This is a genomic window from Carnobacterium sp., from assembly GCF_040274425.1.
Genome location: NZ_JBEMBC010000024.1, coordinates 1 through 20,431, shown reverse-complemented (window position 1 = coordinate 20,431; position 20,431 = coordinate 1). Strand labels below are relative to the sequence as shown.

The following is a 20,431-nucleotide window of genomic DNA, read 5'->3' as shown; positions in this document are numbered from 1 at the left end:
GAAAATGATGCCAAAACGTAAAATTCCTATGAGGAAATGTGTTATTTCCAACGAAATGAAACCTAAAAAAGATATGCTTCGCATTGTGGTCAATAAAGAAAATCAAGTATCTATCGATCCAAGCGGGAAATTGCCTGGACGAGGAGCTTATGTCTCAATCGAACCTGAAATCGTACAATCTGCATGGGAAAAACATGTGCTGGATAAAGTATTGGGTGTAAAATTGGACGATGCTTTTTATCAAGAACTTTTGGACTATGTTACGCATCAAAAAGCTAGGATGAGTTTATGATAGAAGAACAAAAAGTATTAAATCTTTTAGGCATGGCAACACGAGCAGGGAAACTGACTACTGGTGAAGATTTAAGTTTAAAAGAAATCAGAAATCAATCTGCTAAAATTGTGATTGTAGCGACCGATGCAAGTGAAAACACGAAGAAAAAAGTCTCGGATAAGTGTAGTTATTATGAAATTCCTTTTATAATTCACTTTACGAGAAGTGAATTAAGCCAAGCAATAGGAAGAGAACGAACCATTTGCACCATCACGGATAATGGCTTTGGAAAAAAATTCCGAGAATTATTATCAATTTAATTGGAGGGTGATAACATGGCTAAAAAACGTGTATATGAGTACGCTAAAGAATTAGATGTACCAACTAAAAGTGTTATTGATAAAGCAAAAGAACTTGGGATTGATTACAATAGCCATATGTCTTCAATGGAAGACAAACAAGTTGAACAACTAAACCAAGTATTTGTTTCAAATAAAAAAGACAGTACAGCTCCTAACAAGAGTGTTCAAACAGAATCAACGAGTACGTCAAGTACAAAAAATCAAAAAGGTGGTAATACTATAACAAATCAGAAGAACCAATCCAATCAACCAAACCGTCCAGCAGCAAAAGAAAATCAAGCTGGTACAAACAAGCCGAAAAATACAACAACTGTAAAACCGGCATCAACAAACAAACCTGCAGCTAAACCAGCTGCATCAACAAAACCAAAAACACAAACAAGCAGTCAAACTGCTCAAAGTGGAACTGGAAATCAAGCACCACAACGTGCAGCTGCTCCAGCAGGTAATAAAAACAAACGAACTGGTAACAGACCGTTTAACCGTGGAAGTGTGGGAACACATGGCGGATTCAACAAACGTAAGAGAAAAGGTAAAAAAGGTGAAACTAAACCAGTAGCACCACCAGTAGCACGTAAATTTAAAGAATTACCAGAAGTACTTGTGTATACAGATGGTATGACTGTAGCAGATATTTCTAAAAAGATTTACCGCGAACCAGCTGAGATCATCAAAAAATTATTCCTACTTGGTGTCGTAGCAACATTGAATCAAAGCTTAAGTAAAGAAACAATTGAATTATTAGCTGAAGAGTACGGAATTGCAACGGAAGAGAAAGTTCAAGTAGACGTATCTGATTTAGATGTATACTTTGAGCAAGAATCTGCTGAAGAGAACCTTACTTCTCGCCCACCAGTAGTAACAATTATGGGACACGTTGACCATGGTAAAACAACTTTACTAGACTCTCTTAGAGATACAAAAGTTAGTTTAGGCGAAGCCGGCGGAATCACGCAACATATCGGAGCTTACCAAGTAGATGTTGACGGAAAAATCATTACCTTCCTAGATACTCCAGGACATGCTGCATTTACAACGATGCGTGCTCGTGGTGCGGATGTAACGGATATTACGATCATTGTGGTAGCTGCAGACGATGGCGTTATGCCTCAAACGGTTGAAGCAATCAACCATGCTAAAGCTGCTGAAGTTCCAATTATTGTAGCAGTCAACAAAGTTGATAAACCAGATGCGAACCCTGAACGTGTCATGCAAGAATTAACTGAATACGGTTTGGTTCCTGAATCATGGGGTGGAGACACTATTTTTGTTGAAATCTCGGCTAAATTCAAACAAAACTTAGATGAATTATTAGAAATGATTTTACTTGTAGCTGAAGTGGAAGATTTAAAAGCAGACCCTACTCGTTTAGCACTTGGTTCAGTTATTGAAGCTCGTTTAGATAAATCAAAAGGTCCAATTGCTACTTTACTTGTTCAAGAAGGAACATTGAATGTAGGAGATCCTATTGTAGTTGGGAATACTTACGGACGTGTTCGTGTAATGGTTAACGAAAATGGTCGTCGCGTTAAACATGCTGGCCCTTCTGCTCCAGTTGAAATTACTGGTTTAAACAATGCTCCTCAAGCAGGAGATCAATTCGTTGTCTTTGAAGACGAAAAAACAGCTCGTACAGCTGGAGAAACTCGTGAGAAAAAAGCAATGGCTGAACAACGTTCGGTAACAAACCGTGTAACCATTGACAACTTATTCTCTAGTTTACAAGAAGGCGAATTAAAAGACGTTAATGTTATTATTAAAGCAGATGTACAAGGTTCTGCAGAAGCTTTATCATCAAGTTTACAAAAAATTGATGTAGAAGGCGTTCGTGTGAAAATGATCCATATAGCAGTAGGAGCGATCAACGAAAGTGATGTCACTTTGGCAGCTGCAAGTAATGCGATCATTATCGGATTTAATGTTCGTCCAACTCCACAAGCTAAGGTTCAAGCTGATCAAGAACAAGTTGATATTCGTTTACACCGTATCATCTATAACGCTATTGATGAAATTGAAACAGCTATGAAGGGTCTATTGGATCCTGAATATGAAGAAAAAGTAACTGGACAAGCAGTTGTTCGTGAAACATTCAAAGTATCTAAAGTTGGAACGATTGCCGGAGGATTTGTTACAGATGGTTACATCACTCGTAGCAGCAGCATCCGTTTGATTCGTGACAACATTGTTATCTTTGAAGGCGAATTAGCAAGTTTGAAACGCTTTAAAGACGATGCTAAAGAAGTTAAAAAAGGTTTCGAATGTGGATTTATGGTTAAAGATTACAACGAAGTTCAAGTGGATGATGTTATCGAAGCTTATGAAATGGTTGAAATTAAACGTAAGTAATACGTAAGGAAGAAGGGTTAAACATGGCAAATCATAGAATTGGTCGCGTTTCTCAAGAAATTCAAAGAGAAGTAAATGATATCTTGAAAAAACGTGTGAAAGATCCCCGTGTTGCTGATGTAAATATAACCGACGTACGTGTAACAGGTGATCTACAACAAGCGACGGTTTTCTACAGTATTTTATCTGATAAAGCTAGCGATCGTGAAAAAACACAACTAGGATTGGATAAAGCTTCTGGTTTAGTTAGAAGTGAATTAGGCCAACGTTTGTCACTTTACAAAACACCAGAAATTAAATTTGAGCGTGATGAATCTGTTGAATATGGTAATCATATCGATGAATTATTGCGTAACTTAAATAAAGACTAAACAGGTTCTCAATAAACTAAGTGGGATAAGAAATCTTGCTAAAACATGAGACTTATTTCAAACCTCCAAAAGGTAATCTTTTGGAGGTTTTTTATTTAAAGTATTTAGTAAAATTTCTCTGATTTTAATTTCTTTACTCTTTAAATCATTTTCTTTACACTTATTTGGTAAGGGAGGTGTTTTTATGTCAGATTTCTTAATCAATTTGCAAACAGAAATGAGAGCACCGAATCTTTTATTTGAAAGTTGGACACCAGTTATTAGAATCTTTTTTGCAACAATCATTACCTTTGTATTGTTGCTTGCCTGCTTAAGAATATTTGGTAATAGAAGTGTTTCAAATATTAGTATACAGGATGTTATCACTTCATTTACTATAGGATCAACGATTTCTTCTACTTTAATTTTAAAAGAAGTAACAATCGTTAATGGTTTTTTAGCCATTGTGCTCCTATTATTCTTGCAGTTTCTTATTTCAAAAATCATTAGTAAATGGCCAATTTTATCTAACTATATTAATCCGCCTCCAAAAGTATTGTTTTTAAAAGGAGATTTTTTAGAACATACAATGAAAAAGAGTCGAGTAACAAAAGAAAATATTTATTCTGCTATTCGATCTCAAGCAAGGTGTTCTTCTGATAAGGTTTTTGCGGTACTGTTAGAATCAAATGGAAATTTTTCAGTAGTGACTGAAGTTAGTCCAGGTTATGAAGAAGAAATTTTAAAATATGTAAACTAAAGAGACTAGGGCATAGTTCCTGGTCTCTGATTTTGTATTCTTGCCCTTTTCTACGTATCCATTCATTGTAAAAAAAGCTTTCGTTTAAATTTATTGATTAAACAGATGACGAATAAGAATCTATTTGACTAATAAAGTAAATTTAGTGATTAAATGAGCATTGAAACAAATTTCCATTTGATTAATAAAGTAGTTTTATTGATTAAACGAGCATTAAAATGAGTATCCATTTGATTAATAATATAGACTTATTGATTAAGTTCGTACAAAACGATGTTTCATTTAGTACGAGCTTTACCTAAAATCTAGATAAAGTAACAAAGGTTGATTTCAATTCGTTCACTAAAACAGATGAATGAACTAATATACAGTTAACAAATGAATGACGGTATTTTGATAATTATGGTATACTAGGAGAGTTAAAAAAAGGAAGGTTGGGATTTAGCTATGGAAGGTATTCTCCCATTATGGAAAGAACGTGGCATGACCAGCCACGATTGTGTATTTAAACTTAGAAAAATTTTAAAAACTAAAAAAATCGGACACACAGGTACATTGGACCCTGATGTTGATGGTGTGTTGCCTATTTGTGTGGGAAAAGCCACAAAGGTTGTTGAATATATGATGGAAACGGGTAAAGGCTACATAGGCGAAATCACACTTGGTTATTCGACTACAACAGAAGACCGCAGCGGAGAAGTTGTTGAACAAGTTAAAGTAGAAACGATTCCTACATTGGAAGCCATTGATGCTGCAATGAAAAGCATGGAAGGAAAGATTACTCAGATTCCGCCAATGTATTCTGCTGTAAAAGTAAATGGGAAAAAATTGTATGAATATGCTCGTGCTGGTGAAACGGTTGAGCGTCCGGTTAGAATTGCTGACATAAAATCATTTAAACGCACTTCGGATCTTGTGGTAAATGAAGAGCAAGGAACTGTTTCGTGGAAATTTGAAGTAGCTTGTGGAAAAGGGACTTATGTCCGCACATTAGCAGTGGATCTAGGCGCAAAATTGGGTTACCCTGCGCATATGTCAGACTTAACACGTATATTAAGTGGAACCTTTAAAGCCAGTGATTGTTTAACGTTAGCGCAAGTTGCTAAAAAAATGGAACAACAAGAAATAGAAGAAACCTTATTTCCTTTGGAGTTTGGCTTAAAAGAGTTGGCATCTTTTGACATTGATCAAGAGCTTTGGGATAAAGTTAAAAATGGCACAGTACTTCCAATCAATACTGTTCCAGAAGAGTTATTATCTAAGCCAATCGTCTTTATGTATCTTCAAAAAGCTGTCAGTATTTATGCAGTTCACCCACAAAAAAAAGAATATTTAAAACCAATCAAAGTGTTACGAAATAATTTATAGAGGAGTTTTCGCACTATGGAAATCATTAAATTACATCATCCATATGAGGAAGGTGAAATCCCTAAAGATAAAGTAGTATTAGCTTTAGGTTTTTTTGATGGCGTCCACAGAGGTCATCAAGAAGTAATCGGCAGAGCAAAAAAAATTGCCGAAAAAAATCAGTTGAAATTAGCAGTTATGACGTTTAACCAGCATCCTTCAATTGTTTTTAAGAAATTAAACCCAGATCATCATAAATACCTTTCCACAGTTTCTCGTAAAGAAGAGTTAATGGAAAAAATTGGTGTTGATTTTCTTTATGAAGTAGACTTTACGTCTGCTTTTGCAGGATTAGCTCCTCAAGAGTTTGTAGAACAGTACATTATTGGATTACATGCTCAAACAGTTGTAGCCGGTTTTGATTATTCATTTGGAAAAAAAGAAGTGGCCTCCATGGAGCACTTGCCGCTATATGCTAAAGATCGTTTTGAAATCGTAGTGGTGGAGAAACAACTCTCAAAAGAAGACAAAATCAGTTCTACGCGTATTCGCTTAGCTTTAGAGGTCGGAGATATGGCTGCTGCAAACAATCTACTGGGGTATGTTTATGCTACTCCTGGAAGAGTCGTACATGGGGATGCAAGAGGAAGATTATTAGGATTCCCAACAGCGAATATCGAAGTTGAGAACTTTGTTAAATTGCCGCGCATAGGCGTATATGCTGTCGAAATTTTAGTAGGTGGTCAGGTCTATAAAGGAATGGCTTCTATCGGTCATAATGTAACCTTTGAACCGAATCGTCCGTTGACGGTTGAAGTGTACATTCTTGATTTTAATGAAGATATTTATGGTGAAAAAGTAACGGTGTTCTGGTACGACTATTTACGCAATGAGGAAAAATTTGATTCGATTGATGCTTTGATCGCTCAATTGAAACAAGATGAATTAGATACCGCACATTTTTTTGACAACTATAAAGGGTTGACTCATAAGAACGTTTTAAGCGAACACTAAACTAAGACAAAAAAGGGTTGTATGATAAATAGGGTTGGTGCATCAAACTAAAATTTCTTCTGGAATGAACGAGTTTGCTTGTATAGAGCCATGAGACCGACTGAAGCTTATAATTTTCAGTCTTTCAAGCCTCAAACAAAGCGTCAACGCTCTGTAATTCGCATTGAATCCTTTACATGGCTACAAGCAACCCTATTCCTCCAAAAATTTTGTATAATCGATTTTAGAAATCTACCAACACTAAAAATTATAGACCAAAAAAAAGACGAGATATAACTATCTTGTCTTTTTTTGTGTATTAAAATGAAAAATCTATGAGTTAATATTTTTTTATCGTTTATTCGTTTATACATAATTGTTGAATAAATAAGATGGATATACATTATTTTTTCTTAAATAAGCTAAAAAATACAAAAAAAGGTATAAAAAAACACTTTGTGCTTGTTTTAATCCTTTTGCCATGTTAGGATACTTTCATGCAATAAAATTAATCGGATGAGGTGTTTTTTATGAATAAAGGAAAAGTTGTTTTAGCTTACTCAGGAGGATTGGATACATCAGTCTCTATTAAATGGTTAATGGATGAAGGATATGATGTAATAGCTTGTTGTTTGGATGTTGGAGAAGGAAAGAACTTAGACTTTATTAAAGATAAAGCAATCGAAATTGGTGCGGTAGCCTCTTATACGATTGATGCTAAAGATGAATTTGCCAATGACTTTGCATTGATTGCGTTACAAGCACATACGTACTATGAAGGTAAGTATCCGCTGATCTCAGCATTATCTCGTCCTTTAATTGCTAAAAAATTAGTTGAAGTAGCTATAAAAGAAGAAGCTGTAGCAGTAGCACATGGATGTACAGGAAAAGGGAATGATCAAGTTCGTTTTGAAGTTGCCATTCATTCTTTAGCACCGGATTTAAAAGTACTTGCACCGGTTCGTGATTGGACATGGTCAAGAGAAGAAGAAATCAACTATGCTATTGAGCACTCAATTCCGGTTCCAATTGATTTAGACAATCCTTTCTCTATTGATCAAAACCTATGGGGAAGAAGCAACGAGTGTGGTGTTTTAGAAAATCCATGGATTGCTCCACCAGAAGTTGCGTATGATTTAACCGTTAGTTTAGAAAATACACCGGATATTCCTGAAATGATTGAAATTGAATTTTTAGCAGGTGTACCGATAGCGATTGATGGTTCAAAATATGAATTGTCTGAACTGATTCAACAGTTGAACAGCATTGCTGGGAAACATGGAGTTGGACGGATCGATCATATTGAAAACAGATTGATTGGGATCAAATCTCGTGAGGTTTATGAAGCACCTGGAGCAGTAACGTTAATGACGGCACATAAAGAGCTAGAAGATCTTACTTTTGTTAAAGATATCGCACACTTCAAACCAATGATCGAACAAAAAATAACTGAGATGATTTATAACGGACTATGGTTTAATCCATTAACTGAAAGTTTAATTGCCTTTTTGAAATCTACTCAAAAGTACGTTAACGGAACCGTTCGTGTAAAATTATTTAAAGGCCATGCTATTGTAGAAGGCAGAAAATCACCTAACTCATTGTATGATGAGAACTTGGCGACTTATACTTCTGCAGATACATTTAACCAAGAGTCATCTGTTGGCTTCATCAAATTATGGGGATTGCCTACAAAAGTACACGCAGAAGTAAACAAGCCAAAAGATGCACTTAAGACCAAGTAAAAACGAAGAAAGTACACTTAATAAAAGATAGGATGACAAATATGAAAAAATTATGGGGCGGTCGTTTTGAAGGAGAAAACCAAAAATGGATTGATGAGTTTGGGGCTTCAATTGAAGTAGACCAAGTTTTAGCTGAAGAAGACATTCTAGGAAGTTTAGCGCATGTTAAAATGTTGGCTAAAACGTCTATTATTCTTCAAGAAGAAGCAGATGAAATCATCAAAGGGTTAGAAAGTCTTTTAGTAAAAGCCCAAAAGAAAGAGTTGGTATTCTCTATTGAAAATGAAGATATTCATTTGAATATTGAAACGCTTCTCCATAAAGAAATCGGACCTGTTGCAGGAAAGTTGCACACTGCAAGAAGTCGGAATGATCAAGTAGCTACTGATATGCACCTATACTTAAAACGTCAAGTAGGTGAAATTTCAGTATCTCTTGAGGATTTGGAAAAAGTTATTTTATTGAAAGCAGAAAAGCATGTTGAAACGATCGTTCCAGGATATACGCATTTGCAGCATGCACAGCCAATCTCTTTTGCTCATCATTTATTGGCGTATTACAATATGTTTAAACGTGATTTAGAACGGTATCAAGATAGTTTAAAACGAATCGATTGCTCCCCACTAGGAGCAGCAGCTTTGGCAGGAACAACATTTCCAATCGATCGTTTGTACACCGCTGAGCAGTTAGGTTTTAGCTCTATCTATTCCAATAGTATGGATGCCGTTAGCGATCGAGACTTCATCTTAGAATTTCTATCTACCAGCAGTATACTGATGATGCATCTTTCACGTTTTTGCGAAGAAATGATTCTTTGGACCAGTCACGAATACCAATTCGCTAGTCTAACGGATACTTTTTCGACTGGTAGTTCGATTATGCCGCAAAAGAAAAATCCAGATATGGCAGAATTGATTCGTGGAAAAACTGGGAGAGTGTACGGCAATTTATTTTCGTTGTTAACGACAATGAAAAGTTTACCGTTAGCCTATAACAAGGATCTGCAAGAAGACAAAGAAGGCATGTTTGATACAGTAAAAACCGTTAAAGATTGTTTGGAAATATTTGCTGGTATGTTGGAAGATATGATCGTGCATGAAGAAAATATGAGTGAAGCGACAACGAAAGATTTTTCAAACGCAACTGAGTTAGCGGATTATCTGGCTTCAAAAGGTATCCCATTTAGAGAAGCACATGAAATTGTTGGGAAACTTGTATTGAAATGCTTGAAAAATGGCCATTATTTACAAGATATTCCTTTAACAGAATTTCAACAAACTGCTCCTATTATCGAAGAAGATGTTTATACGTTGTTGGAATCTCGTGTAGCTGTCGAACGCAGGAATTCATTAGGTGGTACTGGTTTCGAACAAATTAGAAATGAAATTGAAAAAGCCAAACTAGAATTTAATCTAATATAAGAAGAATTAGAAGACAGTGTTAAAGATGGAACCTTCCATTTTTTGACACTGTCTTTTTAGTAAAAGTACGACAAATCAAGCATTAAACCGGTGTTTTAAATAAACGTCAAAATTAGTCAAAAAATAAACAAAAATTATTGACAGATACAGTTATATTTGGTAAATTAATAAATGTATTAGCACTCAATAGTTTCAAGTGCTAAAAAAGAGGTGATGCAATATGTTAACTGAAAGGCAGATTTTAATTTTAAAATCTATCATTCGCTTATACACTTCATATGAGACACCCATAGGGTCCAAAACCTTAATGAATGAAGCAGAGATTAATTTTAGCTCAGCAACCATTCGTAATGAAATGGGGCGTCTTGAAGAATTAGGCTTCATTGAAAAAACGCATTCGTCATCCGGTCGTGTCCCATCTTTAAAAGGGTACCGTTTTTACGTAGACCATCTGGTGCATCCAGCAAAAATTCAAAAAAAAGATCTTGCGGTCATAAAGAATGCTTTAGGAAATCAGTTTAGGCAATTGGATGAGATCGTTTTTCAATCTGCTGAATTGCTTTCTCGGTTGACCAGTTACACGGCTATAACGTTAGGTCCTGAAATCAAAGAAAGTATTCTAACCGGTTTTCGATTGGTGCCATTAAATGATTATCAAGTGATGGCTATCTTAGTAACCGATAAGGGCCATGTAGAAAACCAAATAGTAACGATTCCGAGGTCAATGGATGTTAACGAGCTAGAAAAAATTGTTCGTATTTTTAATGAACAATTAGTTGGTCTTCCGCTAATGGAAGTATTTAAAAGACTGAAGACCGAAATTCCGATATTGTTGAATAAGTATGTTCGAACAAATGAAGGAATGTTGAATATCTTCGAAGATGTCTTTTTGAAAGCTGGACAAGATAGGATGCACGTAGGTGGAAGAATGAATATACTCGATTTCTCGAATGAATTAAATGTCGAAAAGTTCAAGTCTATTTATTCCTTAATGGATGGTACTCATGACTTATCTTCTTTATTGATTCCAAGTACTACTGGGATCAATGTGAAAATTGGTACGGAGTTAAACAATGAGCTTTTTAATGAGTTCAGTTTAATTACAGCAAGTTATGACATTGAAGGATATAGTTCAGGTGTTATTGCATTGTTAGGTCCAACAAATATGCCGTATTCCAAAATGATCGGTTTGGTGGATGTATTTCGAAATGAGCTTTCAAAAAAAATAATCGACTATTATCATTCTGTAGACGATTAATCAAAAGGAGCTGTTGTTGTGTCTAGAAATAAAGATAAAAAGCAAGAACAAGAAATGGTTGAAGAAACACCAACAGAATTGGTAGAAGAAACAACTGAATCTGTAGAAGTGGAACAACCAGAAGTTGATGAACTTGCTAAAGTAAAAGCTGATTTAGAAGAAATGGAAAATAAATATTTGCGTGTGCAAGCTGAAATGGCAAATATCCAAAAACGCAATGCAAAAGAACGTGAAGATGCTGCTAAATTCCGTGCTCAATCTTTAGCAACAGAATTACTTCCCGTTATTGATAACTTAGAACGAGCTCTAGCTATTGAAGTAACAGATGAGCAAGGGAAAAGTTTGAAAAAAGGAATTGAAATGGTTATGGAAACATTCAATGCTGCATTGAAAAGTGAAGGCATTGAAGTTATTGATCCTTTAAATGAACCTTTTGATCCAAACTTCCATCAGGCGATTCAAACCGTTCCTGTTGAAGAAGGTCAACCAAGCGAAACAGTTGTACAAGTTTTCCAAAAAGGTTATGATTTAAATGGACGCGTATTACGTCCCGCAATGGTAATTGTTGCTCAATAAAGCTTAAATAAATATAAAAAAAAATAAAACATAAATGAGGGATTTATAATGGGTAAAATGATTGGTATTGACTTAGGAACAACAAACTCAGCAGTTGCTGTATTAGAAGGCGGAGAAGCAAAAATTATTCCGAATCCAGAAGGCAATCGTACGACTCCATCAGTCGTTGCGTTTAAAAATGGAGAAATGCAAGTAGGGGAAGTGGCTAAACGCCAAGCTGTAACAAACCCTAACACAATTAGCTCAATTAAACGTCATATCGGCGAAGCTGGCTTTTCAGTTGAAGTTGATGGTAAAAAATATACACCACAAGAAGTTTCTGCAACAATTCTTCAATACTTGAAAGGTTATGCTGAAAGCTATTTAGGCGAAACAGTTGATAAAGCTGTTATCACTGTTCCTGCATACTTTAACGATGCACAACGTCAAGCAACAAAAGATGCTGGTAAAATTGCCGGTCTTGAAGTGGAACGTATCGTTAATGAACCAACTGCTGCAGCATTAGCTTATGGTTTAGACAAAGTAGATAAAGATGAAAAAGTTTTAGTATTTGACCTTGGTGGTGGTACTTTTGACGTTTCAATCCTTGAATTAGGAGATGGCGTATTCGATGTATTATCTACTGCTGGTGACAACAAATTAGGTGGAGATGATTTTGATAACAAAATCATGGACTACTTGGTAGCTGAATTCAAAAAAGAAAACGGTGTTGACTTATCTAAAGATAAAATGGCTGTACAACGTTTGAAAGACGCTGCTGAAAAAGCTAAAAAAGACTTATCAGGCGTAACTTCAACTCAAATCAGCTTACCATTTATCACTGCTGGAGAAGCTGGACCATTACACTTGGAAATCAACTTGACTCGTGCTAAATTTGACGAATTAACTTATGACTTAGTAGAACGTACTAAAGGACCTGTTCGCCAAGCATTGAAAGATGCTGGATTATCAACATCTGAAATTGATGAAGTCATCTTAGTTGGTGGATCAACACGTATCCCTTCTGTTGTAGAAGCAGTACGTAAAGAAGCTGGAAAAGAACCAAACAAATCAGTTAACCCTGATGAAGTTGTAGCAATGGGTGCTGCAATCCAAGGTGGAGTTATCACTGGTGACGTTAAAGACATCGTATTGTTAGATGTTACTCCGTTATCATTAGGTATCGAAACAATGGGTGGCGTATTTACTAAATTGATCGAACGTAACACAACGATCCCAACAAGTAAATCACAAGTATTCTCAACTGCTGCTGACAACCAACCAGCTGTTGACGTACACGTAATGCAAGGGGAACGTCCAATGGCAGCCGACAACAAAACATTAGGTCGCTTCCAATTGACAGATATTCCTGCTGCACCACGTGGAATTCCTCAAATCGAAGTAACATTTGATATTGATAAAAACGGAATTGTTAACGTAAGTGCTAAAGATTTAGGAACTCAAAAAGAACAAACAATTACGATCAAATCTTCTTCAGGTTTAACAGACGAAGAAATCGAACGTATGGTTAAAGATGCAGAAGCTAATGCTGAAGCGGATAAAGCTCGTAAAGAAGAAGTAGAATTACGTAACGAAGTGGATCAATTATTATTCCAAGTAGATAAAACTATTGGTGAATTAGAAGGCAAAGTTGATGAAGCTGAAGTTAAAAAAGCTGAAGAAGCTCGTGATGAATTGAAAGCTGCTGTTGAAGCAAATGATCTTGAAGCAATGAAAACAAAACGCGATGAATTAAATGAAATCGTACAAGCATTAACAGTTAAATTATATGAACAAGCTGCTCAAGCACAAGGTGAAGCAAATCCTGAAGGTGCAGAACAAGCACAAGATGGATCTGAAGATGTTGTAGATGCTGATTTTGAAGAAATCGACGATGACGCTAAATAACCTTTATAATTTAAGGATGGAATGGAAAAGCCAAGGCAAATTGCTTTTGGCTTTTTCTTCTAGATATGCTATGCTCATTAAGGCGAATTTGAGGATACATTAAAAAATTGTCAAGTGACGATGGAGGGAAATTATGGCTAAAAGAGATTTATATGAAGTATTAGGAGTATCAAAAGGTGCTTCCGATGATGAAATAAAAAAGGCATACAGAAAATTATCAAAAAAGTTCCATCCGGATATTAATAAAGAAGCTGGATCTGAAGAAAAGTTTAAAGAAGTTGCGGAAGCTTATGAAGTATTAAGTAACCCTGACAAACGTGCGGCATATGACCAATATGGACATGCAAGCACGGATCCAAACTTTGGAGCTGGTGGCGGCGGTTACGGCGGCGGAGGCTTTGGTGGATTCGGCGGCGGTGGATTCGAAGATATTTTTGAATCGTTCTTTGGTGGCGGAGGTCGTTCTCAAAATCCAAATGCTCCTCGTCAAGGAGATGACTTACAATACACAATCAATCTTGAATTTGAAGAAGCTATTTTTGGTAAAGAAACGACGATCAGTTATAACCGTGAAGAAGAATGTAAAACGTGTCATGGGGATGGGGCTAAACCAGGTACACACCCTGTAACATGTTCTAAATGTCATGGTACAGGTTCATTGAACGTTGAGAGAAATACGCCACTTGGCCGAGTAATGACGCGTCAAACATGTGATGTTTGTCATGGTACAGGTCAAGAAATCAAAGAAACTTGTCCAACTTGTCATGGTTCTGGACATACTAAAGACAAACACACGGTTAAAGTTACTGTTCCTGCAGGTGTTGAAGATGGAAATCAAATGCGCTTAAATGGACAAGGGGAAGCCGGTAAAAATGGTGGACCTTACGGAGATCTCTATGTTGTTTTCCGTGTCAAAGCCAGCAATCAATTTGATCGAGATGGAGCAGAGATTTATTACGAGTTGCCAATCAATATCGTTCAAGCTTCTTTAGGTGATGAAGTGGAAGTTCCAACTGTTCATGGTAAGGTGAAATTAAAAATACCTGCTGGAACACAAACCGGAACGAATTTCCGTTTGAGAGGCAAAGGAGCACCAAAATTACGTGGTACAGGTACAGGAGACCAACACGTGAAAGTTAAATTAGTGACTCCGAAAAACTTATCAAAAGAACAAACAGACTTGTTGAGACAATTCGCTAAATCTAGCGGTATGGAAGTTGAAGAACAAGATGGTTCCATTTTTGATAAAGTAAAAGATGCATTTAAAGCAGATAAGAAAAAGAAATGAACCGATTTTTTTAAATAAGTAGGTTGTTTAAAAAATGGTGTTGATACAATAAAATAAAATTTCTTCTGGAATAGACGGGTTTGCTTGTGGAGAGCCATGTGACCGTCTGAAGTCTTTTGTCTTCAGACTTTCAAGCCTTAAACAAAGCATAATCGCTGAAGCGGCTAACGCTTTGTAATTCGCATTGAATCATTAGACATGGCTACAAGCAACCCTTATTCATCCAGAATTATCTTGTAATCAATTTAACTGATCTATCAACATTAAAAATTATAGAGCCATTAATATGAGCTTTGTTTATAAGGTGAAAGAAAACCTGAGCTAATGCTTAGGTTTTTCTTTTGTCTTAAAAGCTAGTTTGAGACAACGCATTGTAATTCAAGCTTTTCACTGGTATAATTTACAGTGACACTTTTTCGGAATAAATAAAGAAGGTAGGCACGACTAGATGAATAAACAGGAATTAAATGAAAGACAAAAACGCATTCGGAATTTTTCCATTATTGCCCATATTGACCATGGAAAATCGACTTTAGCAGATCGTATCCTACAAATGACGCACACAGTTGCTGACCGTGATATGCAAGCACAATTATTGGACTCGATGGATCTTGAACGTGAACGAGGTATCACGATCAAATTAAACGCGATTGAATTGAACTATACTGCCAAAGATGGCGAAACGTATACACTACACTTGATCGACACACCAGGACACGTCGATTTCACGTACGAAGTTTCAAGAAGTTTAGCAGCGTGTGAAGGGGCGATTCTTGTTGTCGATGCAGCACAAGGAATAGAAGCACAAACACTGGCTAACGTTTATCTTGCTTTAGACAACGACCTTGAGATCATTCCGGTTATCAATAAAATCGATTTACCAGCTGCAGATCCAGAACGTGTTCGTGCTGAGATCGAAGATGTAATTGGAATCGATGCAAGCGATGCAGTTTTAGCGAGTGCTAAAGCCGGTATTGGTATCGAAGATATCTTAGAACAAATCGTTGAAAGAGTTCCAGCTCCAGTTGGTGATATAGATGATCCTTTAAGAGCGTTGATCTTTGACTCGGCTTACGATGCTTATCGTGGAGTTGTCTTGAATATCCGAGTGATGGAAGGTATGATCAAACCTGGCGATACAATGAAAATGATGAGTAACGGAAAAACGTTTGAAGTAGCTGAAGTTGGGATCTTTTCACCTAAACCGATCAAACGCGATTTCCTAATGGTTGGGGACGTTGGATACGTTACTGCAAACATCAAAACAGTCCAAGATACTCGAGTTGGGGATACCATTACATTAGCTGACAATCCAGCTGCAGAATCATTAGAAGGTTACCGTAAAATGACTCCAATGGTTTATTGTGGAATGTACCCAATTGATTCTTCTCGTTATGGCGATTTAAGAGATGCTCTAGACAAATTACAATTAAACGATGCAGCACTTCAATTCGAAGCTGAAACTTCACAAGCACTTGGGTTTGGGTACCGTTGTGGGTTCTTAGGACTCTTACACATGGACGTTATTCAAGAACGCCTTGAACGTGAATTTAATTTAGATTTGATTACAACAGCTCCATCTGTTATCTATCATGCCAACTTGACAGATGGTACTCAAAAAATCGTAGCGAATCCAGCTGAAATGCCTGAACCAGGTGTAATTGAATCGATCGAAGAACCTTACGTTAAAGCAACAATCATGGTTCCAAATGATTACGTTGGTGCAGTTATGGAAATCGCACAACGCAAACGTGGCGACTTCTTAACGATGGATTACATGGATGATAACCGTGTAAACGTGGTTTATGAAATTCCATTATCTGAAATCGTATATGATTTCTTCGATAAGTTAAAATCAAGTACTAAAGGCTATGCTTCTTTAGACTACGAAATGATTGGCTATAAGAAGAGTGCTCTATCTAAGATGGATATTCTATTAAATGGCGAAAAAGTGGATGCTTTAGGATTTATCGTCCATAAAGACTTTGCTTTCAACCGTGGAAAAGCGATCGTTGATCAATTGAAGACGATTATTCCAAGACATCAATTCGAAATTCCAGTTCAAGCAGCAATTGGACAAAAAATTGTTGCACGTTCAAACATCAAAGCCTTGCGTAAAGATGTTACAGCTAAACTTTATGGTGGTGACGTAACCCGTCGTCAAAAACTATTGAAGAAACAAAAAGCTGGTAAAAAACGGATGAAACAAGTCGGATCAGTTGAAGTGCCTCAAGAGGCGTTCATGTCCGTTCTTAAGATGGATGACGAATAAAACGTTGATTTAATAACGTTTTATCTGAATTCATACAACTGAAAAAAAAGTTTTGCCAACATTTTGCCAACATTGACTTGAATTTTAAGTTGAATGTTGGCAATTTTTTGTTTTATACGTAGGCAAACTATAAATCTCTATTCAAATAGTTTTCAAATATGATCACTGTTTCTTTTTTTGTTTTCTCAGTCACATGGGCATAGATATCCATTGTAGTTGAAATACGAGAGTGGCCAAGTCTTTCTTGAACATCTTTCATTTTAGCTCCGTTCTCTAATAACATGGTAGCGTGAGTGTGTCGAAACGAATGAAAGGAAAAGTCGATTTGTAATTCATCTCTTATTTTTTCGCACTTCCATTTAATACTATTTGGAGATACAAGATCTCCATTTGGTTTAGTACATATAAAATTTGATTCATTGTAATGTTTACCATAAAACAATCGGTTTTCTGATTGTCTTTTTTTGTGAGTTTTTAAAATGTTTAATAACGAATCACCAACTGTTATCGTTCTGTAAGAACTTTGGGTTTTTGGTGTGCCTATCATATAGCCTTTTTTTCTGCCAACAATATTTTTATCAACGGTAACTGTTTGATCGGTAAAATTAATATTGTCCCAAGTCAAGCCGCAAACTTCACCTCTTCTAAGTCCGGTATGAAAAGCAATCATCATAGGTAGATAAAAAGTGTCTGAGGGAGCAATATAGTCCATCATTTTTTTAAAATCGTTTAAGCTAAATATTTTTAGTTTCTCTTTAGTCCGTTTAACTTGGTGATCATATTTTGGCATTTCAACATAGAACATTGGAGAGTCTTTGATCAACTTATAAGGGTAAACAGCTTTTTTAAAAGCAGAATTGAGTACAGTTTTGATAATTTGAACAGTAGATTTTGCAAAGCCAGCTTCGTATTCTTTATTTAAAATATTTTGTAGAGCGGAAGGCTGAATTAATTTTAATTTGTATTTTCCAATATAGGGTAGAATATGCAAATCAATTGTATGACGATAATTTTCTTGTGTATTATACTTTAAATTTCTGACAACATAGTCTTCAAACCAAAATTTAAGATAGTCGTGAACTGACATATCGGTCATATCAATTACAGAACCTGAATTATCAAGTTCATCTAGAGCATCTCGTAGTTTCTTTAAAGCCTCTTGTTTTGTTTTTCCGCCAACCCTTTCATAACGTTTTCTCTTTCCGTTTATGCTTGGACCTTCATAAGCATAGTACCAATTATTTCCTCGTTTTCTAACTGATCCTTCCATGAAAACATCTCCTTAAAATTTACTGTATTGGATTAATGATGTATGTAACGTATTACCTTCATCATTAATCCACATTGTGTCCTGGTTGTTCAAATAAATATCAGGGTAGATGACCCCAACATCCTTTAAACCGTTCCATACTGTTTGATCAATTGGACCATCATCATTCCTAGCAATAGCCAAATGGATGCCATCCTCGTAATAATAAGCGAACATTGTATATTCGAAGTCTATTTCAAATACCCTCAATTTATCCGAGCCAATAAATTCCGAAGTTTTTGTACAAAAATCCATTTCTTTTATTGAAATATCTATGATTAACATAAAAACCACTCCTTTTGTGTATTTTTTACTGAAAATACGAACTTACGTTCTTTTTAACTAAAAAAAGAAAAGCCTTAAAAGGCATTTCTTAGTAGAATAGATTATTGTCTATTCTATAGATTTAATAATTCAGCTTTCTTTTTATTAAATTCTTCTTGACTAATAATGTCCAAATCAAAAAGCTCTTTATATTCTTTTATTTGATCAAGGAAACTTTTTGAATCGTCCACTAGTATGGTATTTTTAGGTTTTGTAGTTTTAAAATTTATTAATTGAGCATTTTTTAAAGAGTCACAGACAATTTGTATGCTAAACTCTTCTGAAGTTTCAACATTTTTAAATCTTAGAGTTGCAGTACTGGGAACTTCGACTTGTCTTTGAGTTTCAATAGACTGTGAGCTGTCTTTAGTAACAGAACTATTTTTACCTTTTTTCTTATCTTTACCTTTTCCACCAGCATATGCACCGACTACAGTTCCTACTCCAGGAAATAATAAAGTTCCTAAAATAGCTCCGCCAACAACTTTACCCGATTTTCCTTTTTGTTTTGATTTATCTTTTCCTTTAGTGGAAGACATTCCATTCTGTCTTGAGTCAACTACGGTATTGTAAACTGGCCCATCAAAAGTATATTCATGATATTCAAAATAAATAGGATTTTTTTTATTGAAATAGATTAAACCATCTTCATTTTGTTTCATTTCTCCTAAACCAGTAAAACCCACACCAATTTTTTCTCGCCCACTTTTGATTTGCACCATTGCTTTATTAATTACAGTCATTTTAAAGCCTCCATTTTTTTATATTCAATATAACATTCAAAAAACTTTTTCTAATTCATCTGCCAATTTATATATAATCTTTATCATATATTCTGCTTAACAGAATATCGAAAGAGAAGCGTTTATTATCATACTCAGTGGCAAGTAGTACTTTGAAAAATTATTTTGATTAAATCACTTCAAGTTTTCTATAGTGTAAAAATCTACTTCTTCAAAGTTTTCAGTATCGTACACCAGAATGTCTAATGGTAAATTTTCATCTTCTAAATCATATGCATAATTAACTTCAATAGTTTTTTGTGGTAACAGTTCATTAGATAAGTCATTGTGTTTGTCCACCATCATATTGTTAGAATCTGTATCATCACCAAATGCATCTAACTCAAAGTACGTATTATCTAAAAAAACAACGGATGTATCTGTAGTTTGCTGCAACGAAATGTATTCTGTAAGTATGTCAAAAGGAACGATATTTTCTTCAGAGGTATTAATTAAATCAAAAGTAAGGTAAACACCTTTAGAATCCTCTGATGGACTCTGAATTACTTCAGCTTGTTTAAATTTTAATTCAAATACGTCAGAAGATAGGGTGCTGTCATTCGATATAACAGAAAAACTTTCTGAGGTAGCTTCTTCGTTTTGTTCCATCCATTCTGCTTGTGTAAGCTCACTTGAGGATGATTCGATAGATTCTTCTGATATGATTGTTTCAGTTTCAACTGGAGCATCTGCCGTATTGTTGCATGCTGCTAGAACAATCCCGCTCAAACCAATTAGTGATAATAACTTTATTTTTTTCACTATAAAGTTCCTCCTAGGTAATTTAGATTGAATGTCTTATGTACTACAATAGTTATTTAAAAAGATAAAAATTAAAAGAATCTTTCTAAGTCATCAGGTAGTCCTAGTGATTCTAATAGTTGAAACTTTGTATACAGTTCTTTGTCATCTATGCCACTTAATAGTACGTCAAAAGCGAAGCGATTAGCTTCATACTCTATAGAAGGAATAAAAGATCCTTTAGTGACTCTCCGTAGAAAAGGGGTACTTATTCCACTATGTAGTCTAACATGGCCAAGTTCGTGAGCGATTACAAATTCTTGAACGTTCTCTTCTAAAGCTTGATTAATGACGATGGTATTGATTCGGCTTTTTTTGACAGTAAAGCCCCAAGTA

General features: G+C 35.5%; 19 protein-coding genes. 14 read left to right on the top strand and 5 right to left on the bottom strand.

What is annotated here, in order from left to right; translation table 11 throughout:
• The first annotated feature begins 7 nt into the window (after window positions 1–7).
• The 14 genes from rnpM (at window position 8) to lepA (ending at window position 16,879) form a co-directional block, all read left to right on the top strand.
• Complete coding sequence (gene rnpM / locus ABS911_RS06795) at window positions 8–292, top strand: RNase P modulator RnpM (protein WP_350466933.1); 285 nt, start codon at window positions 8–10, stop codon at window positions 290–292.
• Entirely contained in the window at window positions 289–594 is a 306-nt protein-coding gene (locus ABS911_RS06790) for a YlxQ-related RNA-binding protein (RefSeq protein ID WP_350450095.1), read from the top strand. The genes rnpM and ABS911_RS06790 overlap by 4 nt, the downstream gene beginning before the upstream one ends.
• A 15-nt stretch (window positions 595–609) precedes the next feature.
• The gene (infB, locus tag ABS911_RS06785) at window positions 610–2,982 is read left to right on the top strand and encodes a translation initiation factor IF-2 (RefSeq protein WP_350466932.1); all 2,373 of its coding nucleotides are present in this window, start codon (window positions 610–612) and stop codon (window positions 2,980–2,982) included.
• Window positions 2,983–3,005: 23 nt separating this feature from the next.
• Entirely contained in the window at window positions 3,006–3,353 is a 348-nt protein-coding gene (gene rbfA, locus ABS911_RS06780; protein ID WP_013710724.1) for a 30S ribosome-binding factor RbfA, read from the top strand.
• A 184-nt stretch (window positions 3,354–3,537) separates the two neighbouring features.
• A complete protein-coding gene (locus tag ABS911_RS06775) occupies window positions 3,538–4,092 on the top strand; it encodes a DUF421 domain-containing protein (protein ID WP_350466931.1) in 555 nt (184 codons plus the stop codon).
• A gap of 447 nt (window positions 4,093–4,539) precedes the next feature.
• Window positions 4,540–5,460: a tRNA pseudouridine(55) synthase TruB gene (gene truB, locus ABS911_RS06770; protein ID WP_350466930.1), complete on the top strand. Its 921-nt coding sequence runs from the start codon at window positions 4,540–4,542 to the stop codon at window positions 5,458–5,460.
• 15 nt (window positions 5,461–5,475) lie between these two features.
• Window positions 5,476–6,453, top strand: a complete 978-nt coding sequence (gene ribF, locus ABS911_RS06765; RefSeq protein WP_350466929.1) for a riboflavin biosynthesis protein RibF — start codon at window positions 5,476–5,478, stop codon at window positions 6,451–6,453.
• A 509-nt stretch (window positions 6,454–6,962) separates the two neighbouring features.
• Window positions 6,963–8,177, top strand: a complete 1,215-nt coding sequence (locus ABS911_RS06760; protein ID WP_350466928.1) for an argininosuccinate synthase — start codon at window positions 6,963–6,965, stop codon at window positions 8,175–8,177.
• 41 nt (window positions 8,178–8,218) lie between these two features.
• Complete coding sequence (argH, locus tag ABS911_RS06755; RefSeq protein WP_350466927.1) at window positions 8,219–9,598, top strand: argininosuccinate lyase; 1,380 nt, start codon at window positions 8,219–8,221, stop codon at window positions 9,596–9,598.
• A 220-nt stretch (window positions 9,599–9,818) separates the two neighbouring features.
• A complete protein-coding gene (gene hrcA, locus ABS911_RS06750) occupies window positions 9,819–10,856 on the top strand; it encodes a heat-inducible transcriptional repressor HrcA (RefSeq protein ID WP_350466926.1) in 1,038 nt (345 codons plus the stop codon).
• Window positions 10,857–10,874: 18 nt separating this feature from the next.
• Window positions 10,875–11,432: a nucleotide exchange factor GrpE gene (gene grpE, locus ABS911_RS06745; RefSeq protein WP_350466925.1), complete on the top strand. Its 558-nt coding sequence runs from the start codon at window positions 10,875–10,877 to the stop codon at window positions 11,430–11,432.
• A gap of 48 nt (window positions 11,433–11,480) precedes the next feature.
• Entirely contained in the window at window positions 11,481–13,319 is a 1,839-nt protein-coding gene (dnaK, locus tag ABS911_RS06740; RefSeq protein ID WP_350466924.1) for a molecular chaperone DnaK, read from the top strand.
• 130 nt (window positions 13,320–13,449) lie between these two features.
• Window positions 13,450–14,607 (top strand): molecular chaperone DnaJ, encoded by a 1,158-nt coding sequence (gene dnaJ / locus ABS911_RS06735; protein WP_350466942.1) that lies wholly within the window; start codon window positions 13,450–13,452, stop codon window positions 14,605–14,607.
• A gap of 448 nt (window positions 14,608–15,055) precedes the next feature.
• Entirely contained in the window at window positions 15,056–16,879 is a 1,824-nt protein-coding gene (gene lepA / locus ABS911_RS06730; RefSeq protein ID WP_350466923.1) for a translation elongation factor 4, read from the top strand.
• A gap of 127 nt (window positions 16,880–17,006) precedes the next feature.
• Here the strand turns inward: lepA and ABS911_RS06725 are convergent, their stop codons facing one another.
• The 5 genes from ABS911_RS06725 to ABS911_RS06705 form a co-directional block, all read right to left on the bottom strand.
• The gene (locus tag ABS911_RS06725; RefSeq protein ID WP_350466922.1) at window positions 17,007–18,149 is read right to left on the bottom strand and encodes a tyrosine-type recombinase/integrase; all 1,143 of its coding nucleotides are present in this window, start codon (window positions 18,147–18,149) and stop codon (window positions 17,007–17,009) included.
• Between the two features lie 12 nt (window positions 18,150–18,161).
• Complete coding sequence (locus ABS911_RS06720; protein ID WP_350466921.1) at window positions 18,162–18,473, bottom strand: hypothetical protein; 312 nt, start codon at window positions 18,471–18,473, stop codon at window positions 18,162–18,164.
• Between the two features lie 113 nt (window positions 18,474–18,586).
• On the bottom strand, window positions 18,587–19,255 hold the full coding sequence (locus tag ABS911_RS06715) for an SHOCT domain-containing protein (protein ID WP_350466920.1): 669 nt from the start codon (window positions 19,253–19,255) through the stop codon (window positions 18,587–18,589).
• A gap of 174 nt (window positions 19,256–19,429) precedes the next feature.
• A complete protein-coding gene (locus ABS911_RS06710) occupies window positions 19,430–20,056 on the bottom strand; it encodes a DUF5067 domain-containing protein (RefSeq protein WP_350466919.1) in 627 nt (208 codons plus the stop codon).
• Between the two features lie 71 nt (window positions 20,057–20,127).
• Window positions 20,128–20,431, bottom strand: a 304-nt coding sequence (locus tag ABS911_RS06705; RefSeq protein ID WP_350466918.1) for an ImmA/IrrE family metallo-endopeptidase, incomplete at its 5' end; no start/stop codon positions are given.

Coding starts and splice junctions, on each gene's coding strand:
- infB (WP_350466932.1), top strand. CDS start 610: ATGGCTAAAAAACGTGTATATGAGTACGCTAAAGAATTAGATGTACCA.
- ABS911_RS06790 (WP_350450095.1), top strand. CDS start 289: ATGATAGAAGAACAAAAAGTATTAAATCTTTTAGGCATGGCAACACGA.
- rnpM (WP_350466933.1), top strand. CDS start 8: ATGCCAAAACGTAAAATTCCTATGAGGAAATGTGTTATTTCCAACGAA.
- ABS911_RS06725 (WP_350466922.1), bottom strand. CDS start 18,149: ATGGAAGGATCAGTTAGAAAACGAGGAAATAATTGGTACTATGCTTAT.
- lepA (WP_350466923.1), top strand. CDS start 15,056: ATGAATAAACAGGAATTAAATGAAAGACAAAAACGCATTCGGAATTTT.
- ABS911_RS06715 (WP_350466920.1), bottom strand. CDS start 19,255: ATGACTGTAATTAATAAAGCAATGGTGCAAATCAAAAGTGGGCGAGAA.
- ABS911_RS06720 (WP_350466921.1), bottom strand. CDS start 18,473: ATGTTAATCATAGATATTTCAATAAAAGAAATGGATTTTTGTACAAAA.
- ABS911_RS06760 (WP_350466928.1), top strand. CDS start 6,963: ATGAATAAAGGAAAAGTTGTTTTAGCTTACTCAGGAGGATTGGATACA.
- hrcA (WP_350466926.1), top strand. CDS start 9,819: ATGTTAACTGAAAGGCAGATTTTAATTTTAAAATCTATCATTCGCTTA.
- ABS911_RS06775 (WP_350466931.1), top strand. CDS start 3,538: ATGTCAGATTTCTTAATCAATTTGCAAACAGAAATGAGAGCACCGAAT.
- argH (WP_350466927.1), top strand. CDS start 8,219: ATGAAAAAATTATGGGGCGGTCGTTTTGAAGGAGAAAACCAAAAATGG.
- dnaK (WP_350466924.1), top strand. CDS start 11,481: ATGGGTAAAATGATTGGTATTGACTTAGGAACAACAAACTCAGCAGTT.
- truB (WP_350466930.1), top strand. CDS start 4,540: ATGGAAGGTATTCTCCCATTATGGAAAGAACGTGGCATGACCAGCCAC.
- rbfA (WP_013710724.1), top strand. CDS start 3,006: ATGGCAAATCATAGAATTGGTCGCGTTTCTCAAGAAATTCAAAGAGAA.
- ribF (WP_350466929.1), top strand. CDS start 5,476: ATGGAAATCATTAAATTACATCATCCATATGAGGAAGGTGAAATCCCT.